Raw genomic sequence first — 19,887 nt, 5'->3', positions numbered from 1 at the left:
CCTTATTCTCGATGCGACTGGCGCACGATCAGTTCCCCGGTGCGCCACGCCGCTGGCAAGCCTTCAGTTGCATCGATCAGTCGATTCAGTGCCTCTTCAACCAGCCGCTCGCGCCGCTGATCGTAAGTGGTCAGCTGCCACTCAGGCGCTGCCGCTTCGTCGATATTATCGAAACCGACAATACTCATGGTTAAATCCCGCTCACGCAGCGCCTGCAGCGCGCCGATGGCCAGAATATCGTTTTCGCAGAACAGAGCATCGACTCGCTCGGCTTCAGGCGTAGCGTCAAGATAGTCGCTCATCGCAGCATATCCCCGGGTGCGCAGATACTGCCCGGCCACCAGCAACGTATCAAGTCGACAACCGCCCTTCTCCAGCGCCGCCTGATACCCTTCCATTCGCAGTAAATGATGCGACGGGGTGTCAGGCCCTTTCATATAACCAAATGTACGATGCCCCTGCCCCAGCAGCAGTTCAGCGATCTGCTTGCCAGCAAGCCAGCCGTCGATATTCACCACCTGGATTTCCGGATTCTCGGTATTACGACCAATCTGCACCAGCGGTACCCGGTGAATTTCGGTGGCGATCGCAATAAGCTCCGGCGTCAGTACCGTTGCCATAAACAGAATGCCGTCGACCTGGAGCTGGTAAGCCAGCGCCATCGCCGTGCGGTTGCTTTCCTGATCGGCGACGTTAATTACCAATGCCATATAGCCGCGATTTTGTAGCTGGCGAGTCACTTCATTGAGCAACAGCACCATATTGGGATTGCGCAGCTCATCAACCGCCACGCCGATGATGTGGGTTTGCTTTTGCGTCAGGCTGCGCGCCAGCAAATTAGGCCGATACCCCAGGGTATTGGCGGCCTTCATGACATCTTCTCGCGTTTTCGCCTGGATAGATGCCCCGGGAGTAAACGCCCGGGAAACGGTCCACTTTGAGACGCCCGCCAGTAACGCAACATCGCTGGCGGTCGCTTTTTGTCGTTTAGAGGCGCTCATTCTCGGTTTTAACGTTCCTGATGATTAACATCCAATAGAACGTAAAATACAGCAAGATAGAATCCGCTCAACAAAAAACGCACCGCGTTCTCCCGCCCCCCGGTGGAAGAACGCGGCCCGTTATCACTGACTTAAGGTTGCGTTAAGGGCATCAATCGACGTCCGTAGCCCCGCTTCAACGCTCATCGTCAGGTCCTCCATCTCCAGCGATACATAACCGTTGTAACCGGTCATGCGCAGCACTGAGAAGAACTCTTTCCACCACTTCAAATCCTGTCCGCAGCCAACCGCCACGTAGTTCCAGGTCCGGGTTTTGGTTTCAGTCACCGGCTGATACTCCAGCAGACCGTCAACGTCCGCCAGCCCGCGCTCAATACGCGCATCTTTACCGTGAACGTGATAAATCACTCCTTCCAGCTTCCGGGCAGCGGCAATGGGCTCAGCCCCCATGGCAATCAGGTGCGACGGGTCGAGGTTCATGCCGATGATGTCACCCACCGCATCGCGCAGGCGCAGCAACGTGCTCGGGTTGTACACCAGCTGGCTAGGGAACTCTTCGAGGGCAATCTGTTCGATCCCGTGTTCAGCCGCATGGCGGGCAAAAGCCTGCCACCACGGTATCGCCACCTCATTCCACTGGTAATCAATCACCCCTGGCATATAGTCGGGCCAGGAAACCGTTGAGGTTATCCAGTTAGGGATTTTGTCGTCCGGGCCGCCGCCGGGCAGGCCGCTCATCATGACGACTTTTTTGACGCCGAGCTTCGCCGCCAGCTCAACGGTGCGGTAGCTGCTGGCGGTATGTTTCTCGCCCAGCGCGCCGGGTGCCAGCGGGTTACCCGAACAGTTCAGGGCAACGATTTCCATGCCGCGTTTTTCCAGTTCCCCGCAAAACGCCGCGAGCTTCGCTGGGGAAGCCAGCAGCTCTTCGGTTTTCACATGCGGGCAAGGCGACCAACCGCCTGCGGTCATCTCCACGCCGTTAATGCCATACTGCTTCACGCGGTCGAGCATTTCAGGGAAAGCCAGGTCGGCGAGAACATCAGTACAGAGTGCCAGTTTCATATTCTATCCTTCTTAAATGAGTGACCTTCGAGGATCTGCATAAACGCGTCTTTGCTGTCGGCGCTGGCGAGCAGCGTCGTTTTCACTTCGTCATCAAGCAGGTCTGCCAGATCCGCGATAACATCAATGTGTTCATTATTTTTTGCCGCCACGGCGACCACCAGGAAAGCCACTCTGCCTTCCCCCCAGCCCACGCCATCCGGAAACTGAAACAGCTGGAAGCCAGTTTGCCGCACCAGGTCAATGCCCTCTTTGCTGCAATGAGGCATCGCCACGCCCGCCCCGAGCCAGGTAGAGAGCGCCTTTTCGCGATCTACCATTGATTCAAAAAAACCGTCGCTGACGTAGCCGCCAGCCTGCAAGGAATCCGCAGCAATGCGCAGCGCCTTCTTCTTTGAATTCGCCCGGCAGCCAATAAAAATATCTTCTTGCTTAAGGGTTAACATGCGCCTCTCCCGTACGTTAAAGGGTTAGCGATACAGCGCCGGGCATTCCGGCAGGGAGACGGTGTGCTTCTCGCCATCCTTCAGCGAAGCCAGCCCGGCATCGCACACCATCGCCACGACAAACCCATCCCACGAAGATGGCCCGGTCATTTCACTGCCTTCATTAACGCGATCAACAAAGTTCTGCACTTCACGATCGTAGGCGGTGGCGAAACGTTCCATGCAGGTCTGCGGGATCGCCCGGCTGTAGCCTTTCGTTGAACGAGTGGTGGTGAGCGCCTGCTCGGTCAGCGCGCTAATGGCGTTTTCACCGATCACTTCACAACGGATGTCGTAGCCATAATCACAGTTCACAAACAGTTCATCATCGATGCGCACGCCGGATTCGGTTTCAAAAATCACGATCAGCGGATCCTGCAGGTGCGCACAGGCTCTGCGGGTCTTCTTACGCGGTTTGTCGACGCGCACCGACACGATATTTTCGTCGAGCAGATAGCGAATAATGTCTATTTCGTGGGTCGCGGAATCATTAATCGCCATTTCCAGGGTGTAGCTTTCCGGGACTGAGGCGTTGCGGTGGGCGCAATGAATCAACAAAATTTCGCCCAGTTCGCCACCGTCCAAAGTGGCTTTGAGCTGGTTGTACCCGGGGTCGAAGCGACGCATAAACCCCAGTTGCAACATGCGTTTGCCGCACGCCACTTCAGCATCAATAATCGCCCTCGCTTCATCAGCGGTTGGGGTCAGCGGTTTTTCGCAAAATACCGGCTTGCCCGCTTTAATCGCTGCCAATATTTGCTCTTTGTGAACCGGGCCGATTGAGCAAATAAAAACGGCATCTACGTCGTCTGATTGAATCATCTCCACCGCATCGTAATAAGCCTGTGCGCCATATTCGCGGGCAATAGAGTCGGTCACGTTACGATTGATATCACAGACGGCGCTGACTCTGGCGTTCTGAATAACCGACTGGAAACGCTGTAAATGATCGCGCCCAATCATGCCCAAACCAATTAAACCGATATTGACTGTCATATGTTCCTCCACATTTCTAAATCAGAATCTGAATTTTTGTTCAATTTGCTCAAGGGTTAATCCGCGGGTTTCCGGAAGATATTTCACCAGCAGAATCAACATAATGACGTTGGTACCGGCGAAGAAACCGAAGGTCATTCCGCCGCCATAGTTGTTAAGTAAAATCGGGAACACGGACTGGATGATGAAGTCAAAAATCCATAGCCCGAATACCGCAAAACCCATCCCCAGGCCTCGCATCCGCAGCGGGTAAATTTCAGCGAGCATTAGCCAGAACACCGGTGCGATCCACCCCTGCATAAAGGTGAGGAACACCAGCATCAGAGCAAGAATGATGTAGCTGGCACCGGCAAAGTTGGCCTGCAGCCCGCTAACGCCATCAACGGTTTCCATGTGGAAGAAGAGTTTGAAAGAGAGGCCGATCAGCACCAGGCTCAACGTGACGCCTATCTGCCCGGTGAAGAACATTTTCCGCCGCGAGTGTCTACCAATCAGCAGCATCCCTAATAGAGTCGCGAGGATAGAAACCACCCCGTTGGCCACCGCGCCGGTCACCGCCGCCGCATCGCCAAGACCGGTGGATTTCAGCACCGTCGGGGCGTAGTACATAATGGTATTAACCCCGGTGACCCGCGTCGCCAGCACAATCATCAGGCCAATTAAAATCAGCTGTAGCACCCATTTCTTTTTCAGTTCGTCGATAAACCGACCATGAATAGCGCCAGCCTGGCTCACCTGCTGAATATCGCGGATCTCCTGCTCCACTTCTTCCGGACGGCGAATCGTTTTCAACACCGCAACCGCTTTGTCGATTTGCCCCTTACGTACAAAGAAACGCGGAGACTCCGGCATTACCAGCATGCCTATCCACAGCAGTGCCCCGGGCAGCGCCGGGATCGCCAGCATTAAGCGCCAGTTGTGCGACATGTCAGGGTAGAAATTGACGATGGCGGCGTTGACCGAATAGGCGAGAAATTGCCCGGTGACGATCATCAGCTCGTTGACCGTGACCAGCCGTTCGCGCTGCGAGGGCCTCGCCAGTTCGGAGATATAAATCGGTACCGTCACCGACGCGCAGCCCACTGCCAGGCCAAGGATAAAGCGAGCGATAATCATCGATGACATATCCCACGCCACGGCGGTGCCGAGCGCGCCAAAGATAAAGATAATCGCCACCCAAAGGATATTTTTCCGCCTGCCCTGCCGGTCCGACAGCCAGCCGCCACCAACGGAGCCGATTGCAGCGCCGAATAATAAGAACGATGTCACCAGCCCTTCCTGCAACGGGCTGAGGCCAAGGTCGTTCTTCATAAAAATCAGTGCGCCGGAAATAACCCCGGTGTCATAGCCAAAGCACAAACCGCCGATGGTGGAGACGAGGGTTATTAATCTGATTTTCTTATCATTATCTGTTTTACGACTTTCAGTTATCACATGATCGGTCATTTTGTTGTCCTGTCAGGGATGAGCGTTCTATCGTTTTGTTTTTATGAATAAAAAGATCACATCGCCAATGCAGAGACAGCAAGTTCTGGCATCGGAAATCAGTTGCACACCTTTTTGCACCCGGGTGCATAATTTAACAACTTGTTATACGCTTACGAATTAAAAAATCCATATCAATTTATTTTGGAATTTTCATTTCGTTAAGGGCGTCAACTTTTTGCTCATCAAATGGACGATTTTCTCGATCGCAATCACGATCCGCAGAGTTTTGCGCGCATGGAGATGAAAAATGGCTTGGTTCAGCCTAATCGCGGGGGAGGAAAAACAATAAACAAGGGGAGCGTGGAGATAAAATCACGCCTCCCTTGATGGTTGAAAGGGAAAATCAAGATCGTTGCGTACTGGCGATCCGCAGCCTGGCTTTCTGCTCGATATTTTCCAGCAGTTCCTGCACATCGTCTTCATCGATATCGAGAAACTGACCGTCGAGCAGCGCCGCGTGGATATCGTCACGCGTCACTGCGATGCCCAGCGGCACCGATTTCACCTTCACTTCTTCCGCCGCCAGCGGGTGCGGATAGCGGCGTCCAACCAGATTATTGAAGACAATGGCCAGCAGCGCCAGCATTAAGGAGTTGAGCAATACCGGAGTTAAAACAAAATGATAGCCTTCACTCTGCACGCCAGCGCCGCCAAGGATCGCGGTTAACGCCACCGCCCCGCCCGGCGGATGCAGGCAACGCAGGAAATACATTCCAGCGATCGCCAGCCCTGCCGCCACGCCGCAGGCGAGCGCGAGATCGGGGACCAGTATCCCCACCGTCACCCCGATGAGCGCCGATAATGCGTTGCCACCGACAATCGACCACGGTTGGGCTAGCGGACTGCTCGGCACGCCAAACAGCAACACCGCCGATGCGCCCATTGGCGCGATAAACCAGAGATTGACTTCGCCCAGCAACCAGTGGCTGAACATGCTGGTTACCGCCAGCCCCGTCCCGGCACCGATCGACGCCAAAACAATGTGTTTTCTGGCGACCGGCAAAGCATGTGGTTTCAAACGGCCAAGGAAGATGCGGATCCGTGAAAAGAACGATCCGGGTAAAACGCTTAACATCGTACAACTCGCTTACGTCATAATAAGAACTTATGTTTCATTTTCTTTTTTTAACCATAATTTAACAACCATGTCTTTATCGTGGCTTTACGGTATTCATTTTGTGAATGTAAAAAATTGCCGCGCTACGTTAAAATCACTCTCCCCGTCGGGGTATCACCTACTCTATGGATTTAAGGTCAACCACATTGAATAACAAAACAAACTTAGAGAAAGAAGTGGCATGGGCCAGTCAGAATATGCCGCGCACCCTGCGCCAGGTTGCCGCCCTGCCCGACCTCAACCAGGTCCGCCTGGCCTGCTGCATGCATCTTGATATGAAAATGATCCCGCTGGTACAAGGGATCCTCGAGAAAGGCGCAAAAGTTTTCCTCACCACCTGTAACCCAACGACCGTGCAGGATGACGTTGTCGCCTGGCTAGTGGAACGCGGCGCAGAAGCCTGCGCATGGCGCGATATGAGCGATGCCGACTGGCAGCAATCCTGGGAAAAAGCAATTGCCTGGCAGCCGACGCATCTGTGTGAAATGGGCGCGGATATTACCACGTTGCTGCATCAGCGCGGCAAGTTCGGCAACATCGTGGCTGGGCTTGAAGCAACGGGTTCCGGCGTCAGTCGCCTGGGCGATATCCGTCCCGGCTATCCGATTTTTAACTGGGATGATTTACCGGTTAAAGAGGGGCTACACAACCGCCATATGGTCGGTTTGACCGCCTGGCACACCTTCTTCCAGACCACCCATCTGACCCTGCATGAGAAAAAAGTACTGGTGATCGGTTATGGTCTGGTTGGTCAGGGCGTAGCGGCGGCAGCAAAAGCCTTCGGCGGCCAGGTGATGGTGGCGGAAATCGATCCGGCCCGTCGACTCCAGGCGGCCTACGACGGCTGGCACGTAGTTGAATTACAGGAAGCGATTTCCTCAGCAGACGTCGTTGCCACGGCGACCGGTGGTAAAAAAGTGGTCAATAGACAGGCGCTGGATAAGGCCAAAGATGGTGTGTTTATCCTCAACGTCGGGCACGTGGCGGAAGAGATTGACTGCGAGTACCTGCGCCAGTTCAGCCATGAAGAGGTGATGCCGTATATTAACGCCTATCGGATGGGCGATAAAACCGTGTATCTGATGGCTAATGGTTCAATGCTCAACCTGACCGCCGGTTTTGGCGATAGCCTGAACGCCTTCGACGTCACCCTGGCGGTGATGACCAGCGGCATTCAGCATATCGTGACCGACGGAATGAACGCGCCAGCGGACGTTTATCTGCTGCCGCAGAGCGTGTGGCAAACGGCGCTGTAGGCGTTTGCGCTGAATAATTTCCCGGAGGCGGCGCGATGCGCCTGTCCGGGCTACCCAGCTTGTCGGCTGTACCAATCCGTAGCCCGGGAAGCCACAGCGCCACCGGGAAGAAAGCAATTCCTACAGCAGCGCCAGCAGAAATATCACTTCACCCAGCTCTATCGCCGCGCCTAATGTATCGCCGGTTTGCCCGCCCAAAGTACGCTTCAACGCCTGACCCAACGCCCAGACCAGCACCACCGTGATGAGTGCCGCTCGCAAACCGTTGACTCCGAGCAACAGCGTCGTCAGCACCAGAGCTATCCCCATGGTAATCAGCGTCTGACGCAGCGTAATCTTGCCGATAAACAGATTACCCAACCCCTCTTCGCGGGCGTAGCGCTGGCGATACATCAGCAGCACCGCCATACCGCGCCCCACGGCGCAGGCAGCCGCCAGCGCAGCAATTGCTGGCGTCCCGCGTAGCGCGACTTCGCTCACCACCAGCACCTTAGCGACCAGCACGAAGATCAGCGCCAGACCGCCGTGGGTTCCTAGCCGACTGTCACGCATGATTTCCAGCATCCGCTCACGGCGACGGGCAGAGAAGATGCCATCGCAGGTATCCGCCAGACCATCAAGATGAAAACCGCCGGTCAGCAGCGCCAGCGCCAGCACGCCGAGCAGCGCGGCCAGCGGGCCACCGCACCACGGCTGGAGCAGCATCACCACCGCGCCGCCGATAGCCCCCAGCAAAAGCCCGACGAACGGAAACGTAACGATACTGCGTTGATATTGTTCTATCTCCAGTCCCTGGGACAAACGCGCCGGGACCGGCAGGCGGCTGATAAACGATAATGCGGCAAAAAAAGACTTAATCATTGAAGTGAGACTCCTGTCGATAAAACCCACGGTCAGCGGTGATTTATCGCCGACCGCTACCCGATTTATCCGCGTAGCAATTTTGCACAAAATGCCTGACATCCATCTTCCAGACGCCAGTGAGCCAGCCGGGTATCACGGTGGTGTTGGATGCGAGCGGTTACTTGATTGTCGGAAATCCAGGAGGTGATGATGTAGGCAGCCGAAACGAAGGTGTTGAGTATAGATTCGGCATCACGGCATTGGTCGCTATGCGCGCCACCGGCAATCAGTATCATCGCGGCGGCACCTGTTGCAGGGACAGCATGAGATAAACCCTTCCGATATCAATATGTTTACGGCGGGAGTATACCAAATTATAGGGGATTGGATCAGCGTTGCGCGGGCTGTTTTGCTGAGGATTTGAGAGATAACGCAGATTTGGAGAAAGATGACCCCGGCGGCGAGAACCGCCACCGGAGCGCTAAACCGGGGATTACTCGGCAGATTTATCTTCTACTTTCGCTTCGCCCATCGCTTTCAGCTTTTTAGAGATGTCGCGACGTTCTTTGGAGATTTCAGCATTTTTGATGATGTAATCATCAACGCGATCTTCGTAATCGCTTTTCATGCTGGCAATGATGCCCTGAATAGCTTCAACGCTCATGCCCGGCTTGATGTAGTCGCTGAGGTTATCCAGCAGCAGTACACGCTTCTGGTTATCACGGATCTTTTTCTCAACGTCCTGAATTTCACGCTGCAGCTTGTTCTTACGACGGTACAGGCGAACAAACTCCAGTACGTCCTGGAAAGAAGGCTTAATTGTTTCCATTTTTACACCCCTAATATTTGAGATTCGGATTCGCTAAAGCGACTGCTACATAGGGCTAACATAACTGTTAGCAGCCGCTGATGACAATGTTTTTTCCTTTGCCCTAATCATAACCCTAAACGCTGCTGAATCGAAGCAAGCGATGGGCAAACCGCGCGTATCTGGTCTTTATTTACGCAACGCCCGGCAGATTAAATGCGACAGCAGTTCAAGCTGGCGCGCCAGCTCTATGGTTAACCAGACATAACCATGGATCGGCGTTTCGGAGAAATTCTCATCCTGCTGCTCTTTGATAAGCAGACGCAGCTCGGCAACGATTTCATTCAGCTTTTCATTATTGGCGAGAATTGGCTGCGGGTTACCTTCGTAGAGTGCATGAGCGATGGTCAGCAGCGTTTGCTGTGTCATTTGCTGGGTTTCACGCAGCGTATGGGCATTAAGCATCACGAAGTGACCGGGCCTTGAGGCCCAGTAAGCATTGATTTGCAGCTCCAGCATACAGACCAGATTGCGGCTGACGGTCTGGATCGCCTCGAAGATGGATTTCTGGATGTGCGTCTCTTTGCTGGCCGGGGTGATCAAACCACGCATTTTCACCACGTCGTTGAGCACTTTTTGCAGATGTTTTTCCAGACGCGGACGTTCAACGAGATTCGGCGAAAAGCCCGCCTGATAGAGCCTGTTAAAAGTGGTGACGTAGCTGGCCATCTGGATACGCCAGTGCAGAAACGCCCGCTGCGGCCAGATACCCGTAAACAGCATCGCCAGCAGGGAACCAAAGATAACGTCGCCGCTTCGCCACAACGCAGTATTCATGTCTCCCGGCGGCGCACCGACCACCACCGCCAGCGTAATACCGATAAGCAGCGCCTGGTAAGGCTTTTTACCCAGCGCCAGCCAACCGCAAAGGAACATTGCCGCCGCGCACCACAGCAGCATAATGGGCAGCGAGATAAGCTCCAGCTTGAGCGCCACCAGCCCGAGTGCCGAACCAAGAATGGTGCCGCCGATACGCTGAAACGCACGCGGCACCACGTTTCCCCAAAAGGAGATTGGCCCCATCACCACCACCAGGGTGATAAGAGGCCAGGTCCCTTCCGGTACGTTCAACAAGCGCACCAGCATAAAGGTGAGCACAAAGGCCAATGCGATTCGCACGCCATGAACGATGCGATAATGGCGATACAGCCGAATTTCGAATGGCTTAAGTGATTTATCCGCGCGCACAACCGACTCCGACACAACGAAAATGCCAATTGTAACTGCTTTTTCGCCGCAAGCATCACGCGAATGTAAGAAACCTTGTCCACTGAGGGGACAAAGCCTTATTTCACCGAGGGCTCGACCGCAATGTACATCTCGATATCCCAGTAGCCATCCTTATCACCATCGTTAAGATAGACTTCAAAGCAGGGATCCATCGTCATCTGATACTCTTTGCTTTGCATCAGGCTGTCGAAGAACTGACACCACGGCGTCTTGAAATCAAAATTTTCGACTCTGGCGCGGGCGACAGCATAATCTCCGGCGGCGATTTCGGTCATCATCACACCTTCGCTGTTAGCGGGGAGCTCATAGCCTTCCGCCACCGTGACGGCAGTATCGCAGCGTAGTTTTTCCGCCGGGACTTCATCAGGGTTGTCGTAATAGACAGCAACCCATTCCTGCGCCGGAACCTGGCTGTTATCAACCCACATCATCAGCTGTTCAAAGCCCTGCTTTACTGTCTGTTCCCAGGGACCGACCAGATGAAACCCAGCGATCTTTCTTTTGCCCACGGATTTAACGTTATAGTCCATACTGCCTCCATTGTTGATAAATACTGTATGAATATACATGCAATCTAACAGCACTATCCCCCATAGTATGTGCGGTAATTCACAAAAATCGCGTGTGAAAAGCCTAAAAAACAGCCGCCACTCGATTACAAGCTGAACGGCAGTTCGAGACCGATACTGGCCCCAAGATCATCGCTGGCGCTATGGTTAGCATCGGTGTACCACACGGATGTACTCAGGCGTACCGTCGGCATGACATCACCACTCCAGCCCAGTTGCACGCCTTTGAGCGTATCGGCGTGCGGGAAGGCTTTGTTGATCCGTTGGTTCTTCGGATTCACCTCGGCGTAGACCAGACGCGCGCTCCAGCGCTGGTTCTCTTCGGTCACCAGCTCCACCTTCCCGGCATACAAGCGTCCGTCGCCCCCCATTGCATCACCCAGCGGATATCCCTGCTGGTAGTAGCCATCTTTGTAAATAAAGTGGTTATAGATATAGTTGGTGCGTCCCATATTCGAACGGGTATCGTGGGCTTCCAGGTACCAGTTAACCGCGTTGCTGTTCCATTGATGATGCCCTTCCACGCCGCCAAGATAGAGGTGCGCCGAGGGTAAATATCCAGCTTCATCTTCGCCAATCATCTGACCGTAAACGCTCACCGGCCAGCCCAGCGTTGGTGCCAGCTTCAGTTTGAAATCAAAACCGGCCAGCTGATTGCCTGGATCGTCGGCTGATTCGCCAGTGTTGTCATTGCCAGTCAGACCATCCCAAAAGCTGCTAAACGAAGAAGGACGCCCTTCTCCACCCCACTGCATGATGCGCGAGGCCCCCAGCTCCAGCGAGGTCAACGGCGAAAACGTCAGGCGACCGCCGAATATTTTGGTATGCGGTACGGCGGCATACTGGTTCATCTGGCTGGCGGAAAGTTGATACTGCCACGGACCAATCCAGCTTAGCCATGACGTCTCTGGCGCGCTCTGTTCGGCACGCTGCAGCAGAAAACCGGTCATCGGTCGCGCGGCATCGGAACGAATCAGGCTGCCCTCATAGCCCGGCCCCCACCACTGTGGGATCTGCCCGAACGCCAGCCACTGGTTCCACAACTTTACCGCGCCGTATGCGCCGTTAGCGTTAACGTTCGAACCGTTGCTAATGCGCTTGTCCCCTTCAACGTTGCCCTGTAAGTGCAGGTCCCACCATTCGCCGCTGTTATTCAGCGCGATAGAGAGCGACTGGTCAGCGGGATAAGACTGGGCGAAGCCCTGCGGCGTTCCTGGTTTGTCAGTGGAGCTGTAGCCGGTGAGGCGCACGTCGGCTTTTAGTGATCTTAATCGCTGATTAACCCGACTCAGCACCACCCGCTCTGCGGATGTTGTCGGATGGGCATTCGCCAGCGCCCGGTTAATCTCCTCCTCGCTCAGGGGCCAGGTCGACAAACTTAAAGAGAGGGTTCCACGGTCGGATAACCAGGCTAAATCATTGCGGAATTCGTTATCGGCCAGAACCAGGCCAGAGGCAAAGCAAGAGGTGCTAAAAACGGCGTACAATCCCAGAGAAAGCGCACTACGCGCAAAATATTTCATCTTCCCAGCTCCATTTTTGGGCGCAAAAGCGACAGGCTATTTCCTGAACGGTGACCGGGTAAGGTAATGGATTGAAACTAAACGAAGCGCCAACCGAAGTGGCATAATAATCAAACAGCTACGAGGTGCCGCTCCAGAACGGAGCGGCCGGAGAGTTACAGCTTCTGATGTAAATAATCGCTAAAGCGCGAGAAAACACCGCCCTTGCCGACGCTTTCCAGCGTCACCAGCGGCCAGTGGGCCACCACTTTATCGCCGTCATAAAGCGAGATTTCACCGACCCGCTGATGGGCGGCAATCGGCGCTTCCAGCACTTTTTTATCCAACACATATTTGGCTTTAATACGCGACACTTCCGACTTCGGCAATGCCAGCCAGAAGTCCTGATCGGTGCCCAGCTTAATCTGCTCTTTATCGCCATACCAGATGCGCTCAACCCCGACCTGTTTGCCGTCCTGCAAAACCTGTACGGTATCGAAATTTTGCTGACCCCAGTGCAGTAGCTTCGCCGCCTGTTGTTCCCGTCCTTTCGGGCTTTCAGCCCCCATCACCACCGCAATCAGACGGCGCTGACCATCCACCGCCGAAGCGATCAGGTTAAATCCTGCCCCGGAAGTATGGCCGGTTTTCAGGCCATCGACGTTCATGGTTTTATCCCATAGCAGGCCATTACGGTTCTGCTGGGTAATGCCGTTCCAGGTCAGGCTTTTCTGACTATACATATGATACACGTCCGGCGAGCCATGAATAATCGCCCGCGAGAGCACGGCCAAATCGTAGGCCGAACTGTGTTGCCCCGGCGCGTCCAGACCGTGAACGGTTTCGAAGTGGGTATCCTTTAAGTGCAGTTTCTCTACGTAGCTATTCATCAGCGCGACAAACTGTGGCTGACCGCCCGCAACATAGTCTGCCAACGCCACGCAGGCGTCGTTACCAGAGTCAACAATTAGCCCGCGGCTCAAATCACGCACGCTGAGGCGGTCGCCGGGCTTCAGGAACATCAACGAGGAACCATTAAATACCGGGTTACCCTGCGCCCAGGCGTCTTTACCCACCGTGACGATATCATCGAAGGTAATACGGTGACTGTCGATGGCGCGGTCAACCACATAGCCAGTCATGAGTTTGGTCAAACTCGCGGGATTGCGCTGCTGATGCTCGTTACCCGCAGTCAGGATCTGACCGGTGGTGTAATCCATCAGCACCCAGGAACCGGCCTGAATGGAAGGCGGTGTCACGTTGACGGGAAAATCATTGGCGGCAAATGCGCAGGAAACGCTCGCAGCGAGCAAAGTTACAGCAATAAACAAACGGCCTTTCAACGGCATATCCTCTAAATTGACAGATTCGCCGTCCTTTTTACGGAACTTCTCGTTTCATATCAGGGTTTAATTGCAAGAAAATATGACATCTCAGACGATGGGCAAAGCCGATGCCCTTCTGATGGCCCGGTAAATCGTTTACCATGATGGCTGCTCGCCACCAGGGATAATGAACAGATTATGCAAGATAGCGCCAACCAGCCCGGATTTTTGTTTCACGACTACGAGACTTTCGGCACCAGCCCTTCGCTCGACCGACCGTCGCAGTTTGCCGCCATTCGCACCGATGAAGATCTGAACGTTGTCGGTGAACCAGAGGTTTTCTACTGCAAGCTCGCCGATGACTATCTGCCTCAGCCGCAAGCGGTAATGATAACCGGAATAACGCCGCAGGAAGCTATCGCCAAAGGCGACAACGAAGCCGCCTTTGCCCGCCGCATTCACGATCTGTTCACGGTGCCGAAAACCTGTATCGTCGGCTACAACAACGTGCGCTTCGATGACGAAGTGACGCGCAATATCTTTTATCGCAATTTTTACGATCCTTACGCCTGGAGCTGGCAGCACGATAACTCTCGTTGGGATTTGCTGGACGTGATGCGCGCCTGCTATGCACTGCGCCCTGAAGGGATCAACTGGCCGGAAAATGAAGATGGCCTGCCAAGCTTTCGTCTGGAGCATCTGACCGTCGCCAACGGCATCGAGCACAGCAATGCCCACGACGCGATGGCCGACGTTTACGCCACCATTGCGATGGCAAAACTGGTGAAAACCCAGCAGCAGCGCCTGTTTGACTATCTATATACCTATCGCAACAAACGCAAGCTGGCGACGTTGATTGACGTTCCGCAGATCAAACCGCTGGTGCATGTTTCCGGCATGTTTGGCGCGGCGCGCGGCAATACCAGCCTGGTGGCTCCGCTGGCGTGGCATCCGGATAATCGTAATGCGGTGATTATGGTCGACCTGGCCGGGGATATCTCTCCGCTGCTGGAGCTGGATGCCGATACCCTGCGCGAGCGGCTGTATACGCCGAAAAGCGAGCTGGGCGACCTGGCCTCAGTACCGATTAAGCTGGTGCATCTCAATAAGTGCCCGGTACTGGCGCAGCAAAACACTTTGCGCCCGCAGGATGCCGACCGGTTGGGGATCAATATCCAGCGCTGTCTGGATAACGCCCAGCAGCTACGGGCTAATCCGCAGGTGCGCGAAAAAGTGGTGGCGATCTTTGCCGAAGCAGAGCCTTTTGTGCCGTCCGATAACGTCGATGCGCAGTTGTATAACGGCTTTTTCAGCGATGCCGATCGCGCGGCAATGAAAATCGTGCTTGAGACCGAGCCGCATAACCTGCCGGCGCTGGATATCACCTTCGCCGATAAGCGTATTGAGCGTCTGTTGTTCAACTATCGTGCACGCAATTTCCCCGGCACGCTGGATGAAACCGAGCAGCAGCGCTGGCTGGAGCATCGTCGTGAGATGTTTACGCCAGAGTTTTTACAGGCCTATGCCGATGAGCTGCAGATGCTGTATCAACAGCATGCGGATGATAAAGAGAAGCTGGCGCAGTTGAAGGCGTTGTGGCAGTACGCGCAGGAGATTGTTTAATTGGGAGATATTCCCGGAGGCGGCGCTTGACGCGCCTGTCCGGGCTACGAGCCCGCAGGTTTTGCGGATTTTGTAGCCCGGACAGATGCGCAGCATCGCCTTCGGGAAGGTTACTTAGCCTTTGGCGCGACTGGCGATAATCGCCTCAGCCACGTTGTGCGGAGCTTGTGCGTAGTGGTGAAACTCCATACTGTAAGTCGCCCGGCCCTGAGACATCGAACGCAGCGTGGTGGAATAGCCAAACATCTCGGCCAGCGGCACGTCGGCGCGGATAATCTGGCTACCAAACCGCTCTTCCATCCCCTGCACCATCCCACGACGGGAAGAGAGATCGCCCATAATATTACCGGCGTACTCCTCCGGCGTTTCCACTTCCACATGCATCACCGGTTCGAGAATCACCGGATCCGCTCTGCGCGCCCCTTCCTTGAAGCCAAAAATCGCCGCCATGCGGAAGGCCATTTCCGAAGAGTCGACATCGTGATACGAACCAAAGGTCAGGGTCGCTTTGATATCCACCACCGGATAGCCCGCCAGCACGCCGGTGCCCAGCGCTTCGCGCAGCCCTTTTTCCACTGAAGGGATGTACTCGCGCGGCACTACGCCGCCTTTGGTCGCGTCTTCAAACACGAAACCGCTCCCCGGCTCCAGCGGCTCAAGGGTTAATACCACATGACCGTACTGCCCTTTCCCACCGGACTGGCGGACGAACTTGCCTTCCACCTCTTTCACCGTTTTGCGAATCGTCTCGCGATAGGTTACCTGTGGACGACCGATATTCGCCTCAACGCCAAACTCGCGCTTCATGCGATCGACGATGATCTCCAGATGCAGTTCGCCCATCCCGGAAATAATCGTCTGGCCGGACTCTTCGTCAGTGTGCAAACGAAACGACGGATCCTCCGCCGCCAGCCTCTGCAGGGCGATGCCCATTTTCTCCTGATCGGCTTTGGTTTTCGGTTCAATCGCCAGCGAAATCACCGGTTCCGGAAACTCCATCCGCTCAAGGGTAATCACCGCATCCGGGTCGCACAACGTGTCGCCGGTAGTGACATCCTTCAGGCCGACGCAGGCGGCAATATCCCCGGCGTGCAGCTCGTCCACCTCGTGGCGATCGTTGGCCTGCATCAGTACGATACGCCCGATGCGTTCTTTTTTGCCTTTGACCGGGTTCCACACCGCATCGCCTTTTTTCAAGGTTCCGGAATAGACGCGGATAAAGGTCAGCTGTCCGACGTAGGGGTCGGTCATCAGCTTGAAGGCCAGCGCCGAGAACGGCTCGTCATCACTCGGGTGGCGTTCTGCAGGCTGCCCTTTCTCATCAACGCCCTGAATCGCCGGAATATCCAGCGGCGATGGCATCAACTCAACCACAGCATCCAGCATCCGCTGCACACCTTTATTTTTAAACGCGCTACCGCACAGCACCGCCTGAATTTCACCCTTCACGGTGCGCTGACGCAGCCCGGTGACGATTTCCGCCTCGCTCAAATCGCCGGTTTCCAGATATTTATCCATCAGTTCGTCGCTGGCTTCCGCCGCCGCAGAGACCATTTTTTCTCGCCACAAGCGGGAGGTATCCACAAGATCGTCCGGCACCGGCACATAGCTGAAGGTCATACCTTGAGTGGCGTCATCCCACAAAATGGCTCGCATTTTGATGAGGTCCACCACGCCAGTGAAGTGCTCTTCCGCGCCAACAGGAATGACGACAGGCACCGGATTGGCCTTCAGGCGGTCGGTCATCATCTGCACCACGCGGAAGAAATCCGCACCGGGGCGGTCCATCTTGTTGACGAAGGCCAGACGCGGGACATGGTATTTATTTGCCTGCCGCCAGACGGTTTCCGATTGCGGCTGTACGCCGCCGACGGAGTCGTAAACCATCACTGCGCCATCCAGTACACGCATTGAGCGTTCTACTTCAATGGTGAAATCCACGTGCCCGGGGGTGTCGATAATGTTAATTCGATGCGGCTCAAAGCTGCGGTCCATACCGGGCCAGAAGCAGCTCACCGCCGCGGAAGTGATGGTAATCCCGCGCTCCTGCTCCTGCGCCATCCAGTCGGTGGTTGCCGCGCCATCGTGTACTTCCCCCAGCTTGTGGCTCATCCCGGTATAAAACAGGATGCGCTCGGTGGTGGTGGTTTTGCCGGCATCGATATGCGCGGAGATACCGATGTTGCGATAACGTTCGAGGGGGATGGGTCGGGGCATGATGCGTCCTTAGTCATTTTGACTGTCAGTAAGCGGCCGGAATTGGCCGCGATTCATTTAACGCCATCTATCATAGTACAACTGTACGAGTATATTCGAACTATTTTTGCTATCGTTACTATTGGTGAAGCTGCGACGACGCGCGTGGCTTTAGAAAAGCAGTTTGGGTATATTACCGGCCAGCCGCCGACACGGGCCGCTGCTCGCGAAGCAGCGCAACCGCCGACACAGGAATATTATGATCGCCAATCACCCCGAACGTGAACAAATCCGCCTGGAAAATGTCCTTTTTGCCCTCGGTAACCCGCTACGACTTGAGATTATCCGTATCCTTGCCGACGGCAGCGAACAGAGCTGTAACGCTCTACGCCATGAAGATGTGGCCAAGTCGACCATGACCCACCACTGGCGCGTCCTGCGCGATAGCGGCGTGATTTGGCAACGGCCTCAGGGGCGGGAGAATTTGATTTCGCTGCGCCGGGAAGATTTAGACGCGCGCTTTCCTGGATTGCTGGATACGCTGCTTAAGGTGATGCAGCAGGAGAAGTAAACCGTCCACATTTTTGCCGTATCTCCCGGAGGCGATGCTGTGCATCTGTCCGGGCTACCAGACCGCAGAAACCCGTAGCCACTACCGGGGAATCAGCGAATGCCAGATACAAAAAAGCCGGAGGTTTCCCTCCGGCTTTTCTCATCACATTGTGTGATTAAGCAACGTCTTCGTACTGCGGTACCGGGTTGCGGAAGCTTTTGGTTACGCAGGCCAGGTAGAGCAGACCAATACCGCCCCAGATCAGGCCGAGAACCATTGAACTCTCTTCCAGGTTGATCCACAGTGCGCCAACGGTCAGCGCGCCGCACACCGGCAGAACCAGATAGTTGAAGTGGTCTTTCAGCGTCTTATTGCGTTTTTCCCGGATCCAGAACTGAGAGATCACCGACAGGTTAACAAAGGTGAACGCAACCAGCGCACCAAAGTTAATCAGCGCCGTCGCCGTCACCAGGTCGAATTTAATCGCCAGCAGGGCAATCACGCCAACCAGCAGTACGTTCCATGCCGGGGTACGCCATTTTGGATGAACATAACCGAAGAAACGGCTTGGGAACACGCCATCACGGCCCATTACGTACATCAGACGGGAAACGCCCGCATGCGCGGCCATGCCGGATGCCAGCACGGTGACGCTGGAGAAAATCAGCACGCCCCACTGGAAGGTTTTGCCCGCAACGTACAGCATAATTTCAGGCTGCGACGCGTCCGGATCTTTAAAGCGCGAGATATCCGGGAAGTACAGCTGCAGGAAGTAGGAAGCGCCGATAAAGATCAGGCCGCCAATCAGCGCGGTCAGGAAGATAGCCTTCGGAATCACGCGCTCTGCATCTTTGGTCTCTTCAGACAGAGAAGAGATACCGTCGAAGCCGAGGAACGAGAAGCACAAAATAGTCGCGCCGGTGATCATCGGCACTACGTGCGCGCCTTCAGACCAGAACGGACGGGTGCTGGTCAGCGTGCCCGCGCCTTCGCCGTGTGCAACACCGTAGATAATCAAGCCAACAATTACCGCTACGATACCCATCTGCAGGATAACGATCAGCGTGTTGAAGTTCGCCACGGTCTTAATGCTGCGCAGGTTCGAAGCGGTCATAAAGGCCACCAGCGCGACAACGAAGATCCACGATGGTACGGAAGGCACCAGCGCTTCAAAGTAAATTTTAGCCAGCAGAATGTTGATCATCGGCATGAACAGGTAGTCCAGCAGCGATGACCAGCCAACCATAAAGCCGACAGCCGGGCTAATGGATTTCTGCGCGTAGGTATAAGCGGAACCCGCAGACGGGAAACGGCGAACCAGTTTACCGTAGCTCAGTGCCGTGAAGAGAATGGCGATCAGCGCGAAAGCGTAAGCCGTCGCGACGTGACCATCAGTCAATCCAGAGACGATACCAAACGTATCGAACAGCGTCATTGGCTGCATATAGGCCAGGCCCATCATAACAACCGGAATCAACGTAAGCGTTTTACGTAATTCCACGCGAGAGGTTTTTGGAGTAGCGTTATGCGACATAGTTATCCCCTTTTACGGCGAATGCCAGCGCGTAAGCAAAAAATTGCCCCATTTCTTTGTATTCCTCAGCGACAACCACTGTCGGTTTTTAGTAAATATCTATCCGGTACGAAGCCCGGCCTCTTGGTATTGAATGATGTGTCTTTCAACCAAAAAAATAACCGACACTTTAAAAAAGCGTCGGCCAGTTTCTGATTTTCAGGACGCGTATTTTGCAACAACTACTGGCACGATGA

At 54.8% G+C, this 19,887-nt stretch carries 19 protein-coding genes; 3 read left to right on the top strand and 16 right to left on the bottom strand.

All coding sequences use genetic code 11. The features are described 5' to 3' along the window. Positions 1 to 2: 2 nt before the first annotated feature. From DA718_RS10010 to DA718_RS09985, 6 genes are all read right to left on the bottom strand, one after another. Positions 3 to 1,001 (bottom strand): LacI family DNA-binding transcriptional regulator, encoded by a 999-nt coding sequence (locus DA718_RS10010; RefSeq protein WP_112216585.1) that lies wholly within the window; start codon positions 999 to 1,001, stop codon positions 3 to 5. A gap of 123 nt (positions 1,002 to 1,124) precedes the next feature. Further along, positions 1,125 to 2,066, bottom strand: coding sequence for a sugar phosphate isomerase/epimerase family protein (locus DA718_RS10005; protein WP_112216586.1), 942 nt, complete (start codon positions 2,064 to 2,066; stop codon positions 1,125 to 1,127). Next, entirely contained in the window at positions 2,063 to 2,512 is a 450-nt protein-coding gene (locus tag DA718_RS10000; RefSeq protein WP_112216587.1) for a PTS mannitol transporter subunit IIA, read from the bottom strand. Before DA718_RS10000 ends, DA718_RS10005 begins: the two co-directional genes overlap by 4 nt. A 24-nt stretch (positions 2,513 to 2,536) precedes the next feature. Next, positions 2,537 to 3,547 carry a Gfo/Idh/MocA family protein gene (locus DA718_RS09995; RefSeq protein ID WP_112216588.1) on the bottom strand — a complete coding sequence of 337 codons (1,011 nt, stop codon included), beginning with the start codon at positions 3,545 to 3,547 and terminating at the stop codon, positions 2,537 to 2,539. 21 nt (positions 3,548 to 3,568) lie between these two features. Next, complete coding sequence (locus DA718_RS09990; RefSeq protein ID WP_112216589.1) at positions 3,569 to 4,993, bottom strand: sugar porter family MFS transporter; 1,425 nt, start codon at positions 4,991 to 4,993, stop codon at positions 3,569 to 3,571. Between the two features lie 385 nt (positions 4,994 to 5,378). Further along, positions 5,379 to 6,110, bottom strand: a complete 732-nt coding sequence (locus DA718_RS09985) for an HPP family protein (protein WP_112216590.1) — start codon at positions 6,108 to 6,110, stop codon at positions 5,379 to 5,381. A gap of 188 nt (positions 6,111 to 6,298) precedes the next feature. Here DA718_RS09985 and DA718_RS09980 point away from each other — a divergent pair, with 188 nt between their 5' ends. Next, positions 6,299 to 7,408: an adenosylhomocysteinase gene (locus tag DA718_RS09980; protein ID WP_112216591.1), complete on the top strand. Its 1,110-nt coding sequence runs from the start codon at positions 6,299 to 6,301 to the stop codon at positions 7,406 to 7,408. A gap of 120 nt (positions 7,409 to 7,528) precedes the next feature. Here the strand turns inward: DA718_RS09980 and cobS are convergent, their stop codons facing one another. From cobS to dacD, 7 genes are all read right to left on the bottom strand, one after another. Continuing rightward, on the bottom strand, positions 7,529 to 8,269 hold the full coding sequence (gene cobS / locus DA718_RS09975) for an adenosylcobinamide-GDP ribazoletransferase (RefSeq protein ID WP_112216592.1): 741 nt from the start codon (positions 8,267 to 8,269) through the stop codon (positions 7,529 to 7,531). A 65-nt stretch (positions 8,270 to 8,334) separates the two neighbouring features. After that, the gene (locus DA718_RS09970; RefSeq protein ID WP_112216593.1) at positions 8,335 to 8,547 is read right to left on the bottom strand and encodes a bifunctional adenosylcobinamide kinase/adenosylcobinamide-phosphate guanylyltransferase; all 213 of its coding nucleotides are present in this window, start codon (positions 8,545 to 8,547) and stop codon (positions 8,335 to 8,337) included. Positions 8,548 to 8,744: 197 nt separating this feature from the next. After that, on the bottom strand, positions 8,745 to 9,080 hold the full coding sequence (locus DA718_RS09965) for a DUF496 family protein (protein ID WP_112216594.1): 336 nt from the start codon (positions 9,078 to 9,080) through the stop codon (positions 8,745 to 8,747). Positions 9,081 to 9,248: 168 nt separating this feature from the next. Then, entirely contained in the window at positions 9,249 to 10,307 is a 1,059-nt protein-coding gene (locus DA718_RS09960; protein WP_112216595.1) for an FUSC family protein, read from the bottom strand. 98 nt (positions 10,308 to 10,405) lie between these two features. Then, positions 10,406 to 10,879, bottom strand: coding sequence for a DNA gyrase inhibitor SbmC (gene sbmC / locus DA718_RS09955; RefSeq protein WP_112216596.1), 474 nt, complete (start codon positions 10,877 to 10,879; stop codon positions 10,406 to 10,408). A gap of 125 nt (positions 10,880 to 11,004) precedes the next feature. Then, positions 11,005 to 12,441, bottom strand: coding sequence for a capsule assembly Wzi family protein (locus tag DA718_RS09950; RefSeq protein ID WP_112216597.1), 1,437 nt, complete (start codon positions 12,439 to 12,441; stop codon positions 11,005 to 11,007). Between the two features lie 155 nt (positions 12,442 to 12,596). Then, positions 12,597 to 13,763 (bottom strand): serine-type D-Ala-D-Ala carboxypeptidase DacD, encoded by a 1,167-nt coding sequence (gene dacD, locus DA718_RS09945; protein WP_167492741.1) that lies wholly within the window; start codon positions 13,761 to 13,763, stop codon positions 12,597 to 12,599. A 180-nt stretch (positions 13,764 to 13,943) separates the two neighbouring features. Between dacD and sbcB the strand changes: the two genes are divergently transcribed. Then, positions 13,944 to 15,368, top strand: coding sequence for an exodeoxyribonuclease I (gene sbcB / locus DA718_RS09940; RefSeq protein ID WP_112216599.1), 1,425 nt, complete (start codon positions 13,944 to 13,946; stop codon positions 15,366 to 15,368). Between the two features lie 114 nt (positions 15,369 to 15,482). On the opposite strand, the gene fusA is transcribed toward sbcB, so the two are convergent. Continuing rightward, a complete protein-coding gene (gene fusA / locus DA718_RS09935; protein WP_112216600.1) occupies positions 15,483 to 17,585 on the bottom strand; it encodes an elongation factor G in 2,103 nt (700 codons plus the stop codon). A 238-nt stretch (positions 17,586 to 17,823) separates the two neighbouring features. On the opposite strand from fusA, the gene DA718_RS09930 reads away from it, so the two are divergent. Continuing rightward, positions 17,824 to 18,135: an ArsR/SmtB family transcription factor gene (locus DA718_RS09930; protein ID WP_004103633.1), complete on the top strand. Its 312-nt coding sequence runs from the start codon at positions 17,824 to 17,826 to the stop codon at positions 18,133 to 18,135. Between the two features lie 157 nt (positions 18,136 to 18,292). Here DA718_RS09930 and DA718_RS09925 read toward each other — a convergent pair whose 3' ends face one another. Beyond that, the gene (locus DA718_RS09925; RefSeq protein WP_167492740.1) at positions 18,293 to 19,651 is read right to left on the bottom strand and encodes an APC family permease; all 1,359 of its coding nucleotides are present in this window, start codon (positions 19,649 to 19,651) and stop codon (positions 18,293 to 18,295) included. Beyond that, positions 19,641 to 19,703, bottom strand: a complete 63-nt coding sequence (yoeI, locus tag DA718_RS31030; RefSeq protein WP_098949253.1) for a membrane protein YoeI — start codon at positions 19,701 to 19,703, stop codon at positions 19,641 to 19,643. Before yoeI ends, DA718_RS09925 begins: the two co-directional genes overlap by 11 nt. Between the last annotated feature and the right edge of the window lie 184 nt (positions 19,704 to 19,887).

The sequence above is a fragment of the Klebsiella huaxiensis genome, from assembly GCF_003261575.2.
Lineage (GTDB): Bacteria > Pseudomonadota > Gammaproteobacteria > Enterobacterales > Enterobacteriaceae > Klebsiella > Klebsiella huaxiensis.
This window is presented reverse-complemented; position numbering and strand designations above follow the sequence as displayed.

Coding starts and splice junctions, on each gene's coding strand:
- DA718_RS10010 (WP_112216585.1), bottom strand. CDS start 1,001: ATGAGCGCCTCTAAACGACAAAAAGCGACCGCCAGCGATGTTGCGTTA.
- DA718_RS10005 (WP_112216586.1), bottom strand. CDS start 2,066: ATGAAACTGGCACTCTGTACTGATGTTCTCGCCGACCTGGCTTTCCCT.
- DA718_RS10000 (WP_112216587.1), bottom strand. CDS start 2,512: ATGTTAACCCTTAAGCAAGAAGATATTTTTATTGGCTGCCGGGCGAAT.
- DA718_RS09995 (WP_112216588.1), bottom strand. CDS start 3,547: ATGACAGTCAATATCGGTTTAATTGGTTTGGGCATGATTGGGCGCGAT.
- DA718_RS09990 (WP_112216589.1), bottom strand. CDS start 4,993: ATGACCGATCATGTGATAACTGAAAGTCGTAAAACAGATAATGATAAG.
- DA718_RS09985 (WP_112216590.1), bottom strand. CDS start 6,110: ATGTTAAGCGTTTTACCCGGATCGTTCTTTTCACGGATCCGCATCTTC.
- cobS (WP_112216592.1), bottom strand. CDS start 8,269: ATGATTAAGTCTTTTTTTGCCGCATTATCGTTTATCAGCCGCCTGCCG.
- DA718_RS09970 (WP_112216593.1), bottom strand. CDS start 8,547: ATGATACTGATTGCCGGTGGCGCGCATAGCGACCAATGCCGTGATGCC.
- DA718_RS09965 (WP_112216594.1), bottom strand. CDS start 9,080: ATGGAAACAATTAAGCCTTCTTTCCAGGACGTACTGGAGTTTGTTCGC.
- sbmC (WP_112216596.1), bottom strand. CDS start 10,879: ATGGACTATAACGTTAAATCCGTGGGCAAAAGAAAGATCGCTGGGTTT.
- DA718_RS09950 (WP_112216597.1), bottom strand. CDS start 12,441: ATGAAATATTTTGCGCGTAGTGCGCTTTCTCTGGGATTGTACGCCGTT.
- sbcB (WP_112216599.1), top strand. CDS start 13,944: ATGCAAGATAGCGCCAACCAGCCCGGATTTTTGTTTCACGACTACGAG.
- fusA (WP_112216600.1), bottom strand. CDS start 17,585: ATGCCCCGACCCATCCCCCTCGAACGTTATCGCAACATCGGTATCTCC.
- DA718_RS09930 (WP_004103633.1), top strand. CDS start 17,824: ATGATCGCCAATCACCCCGAACGTGAACAAATCCGCCTGGAAAATGTC.
- DA718_RS09925 (WP_167492740.1), bottom strand. CDS start 19,651: ATGTCGCATAACGCTACTCCAAAAACCTCTCGCGTGGAATTACGTAAA.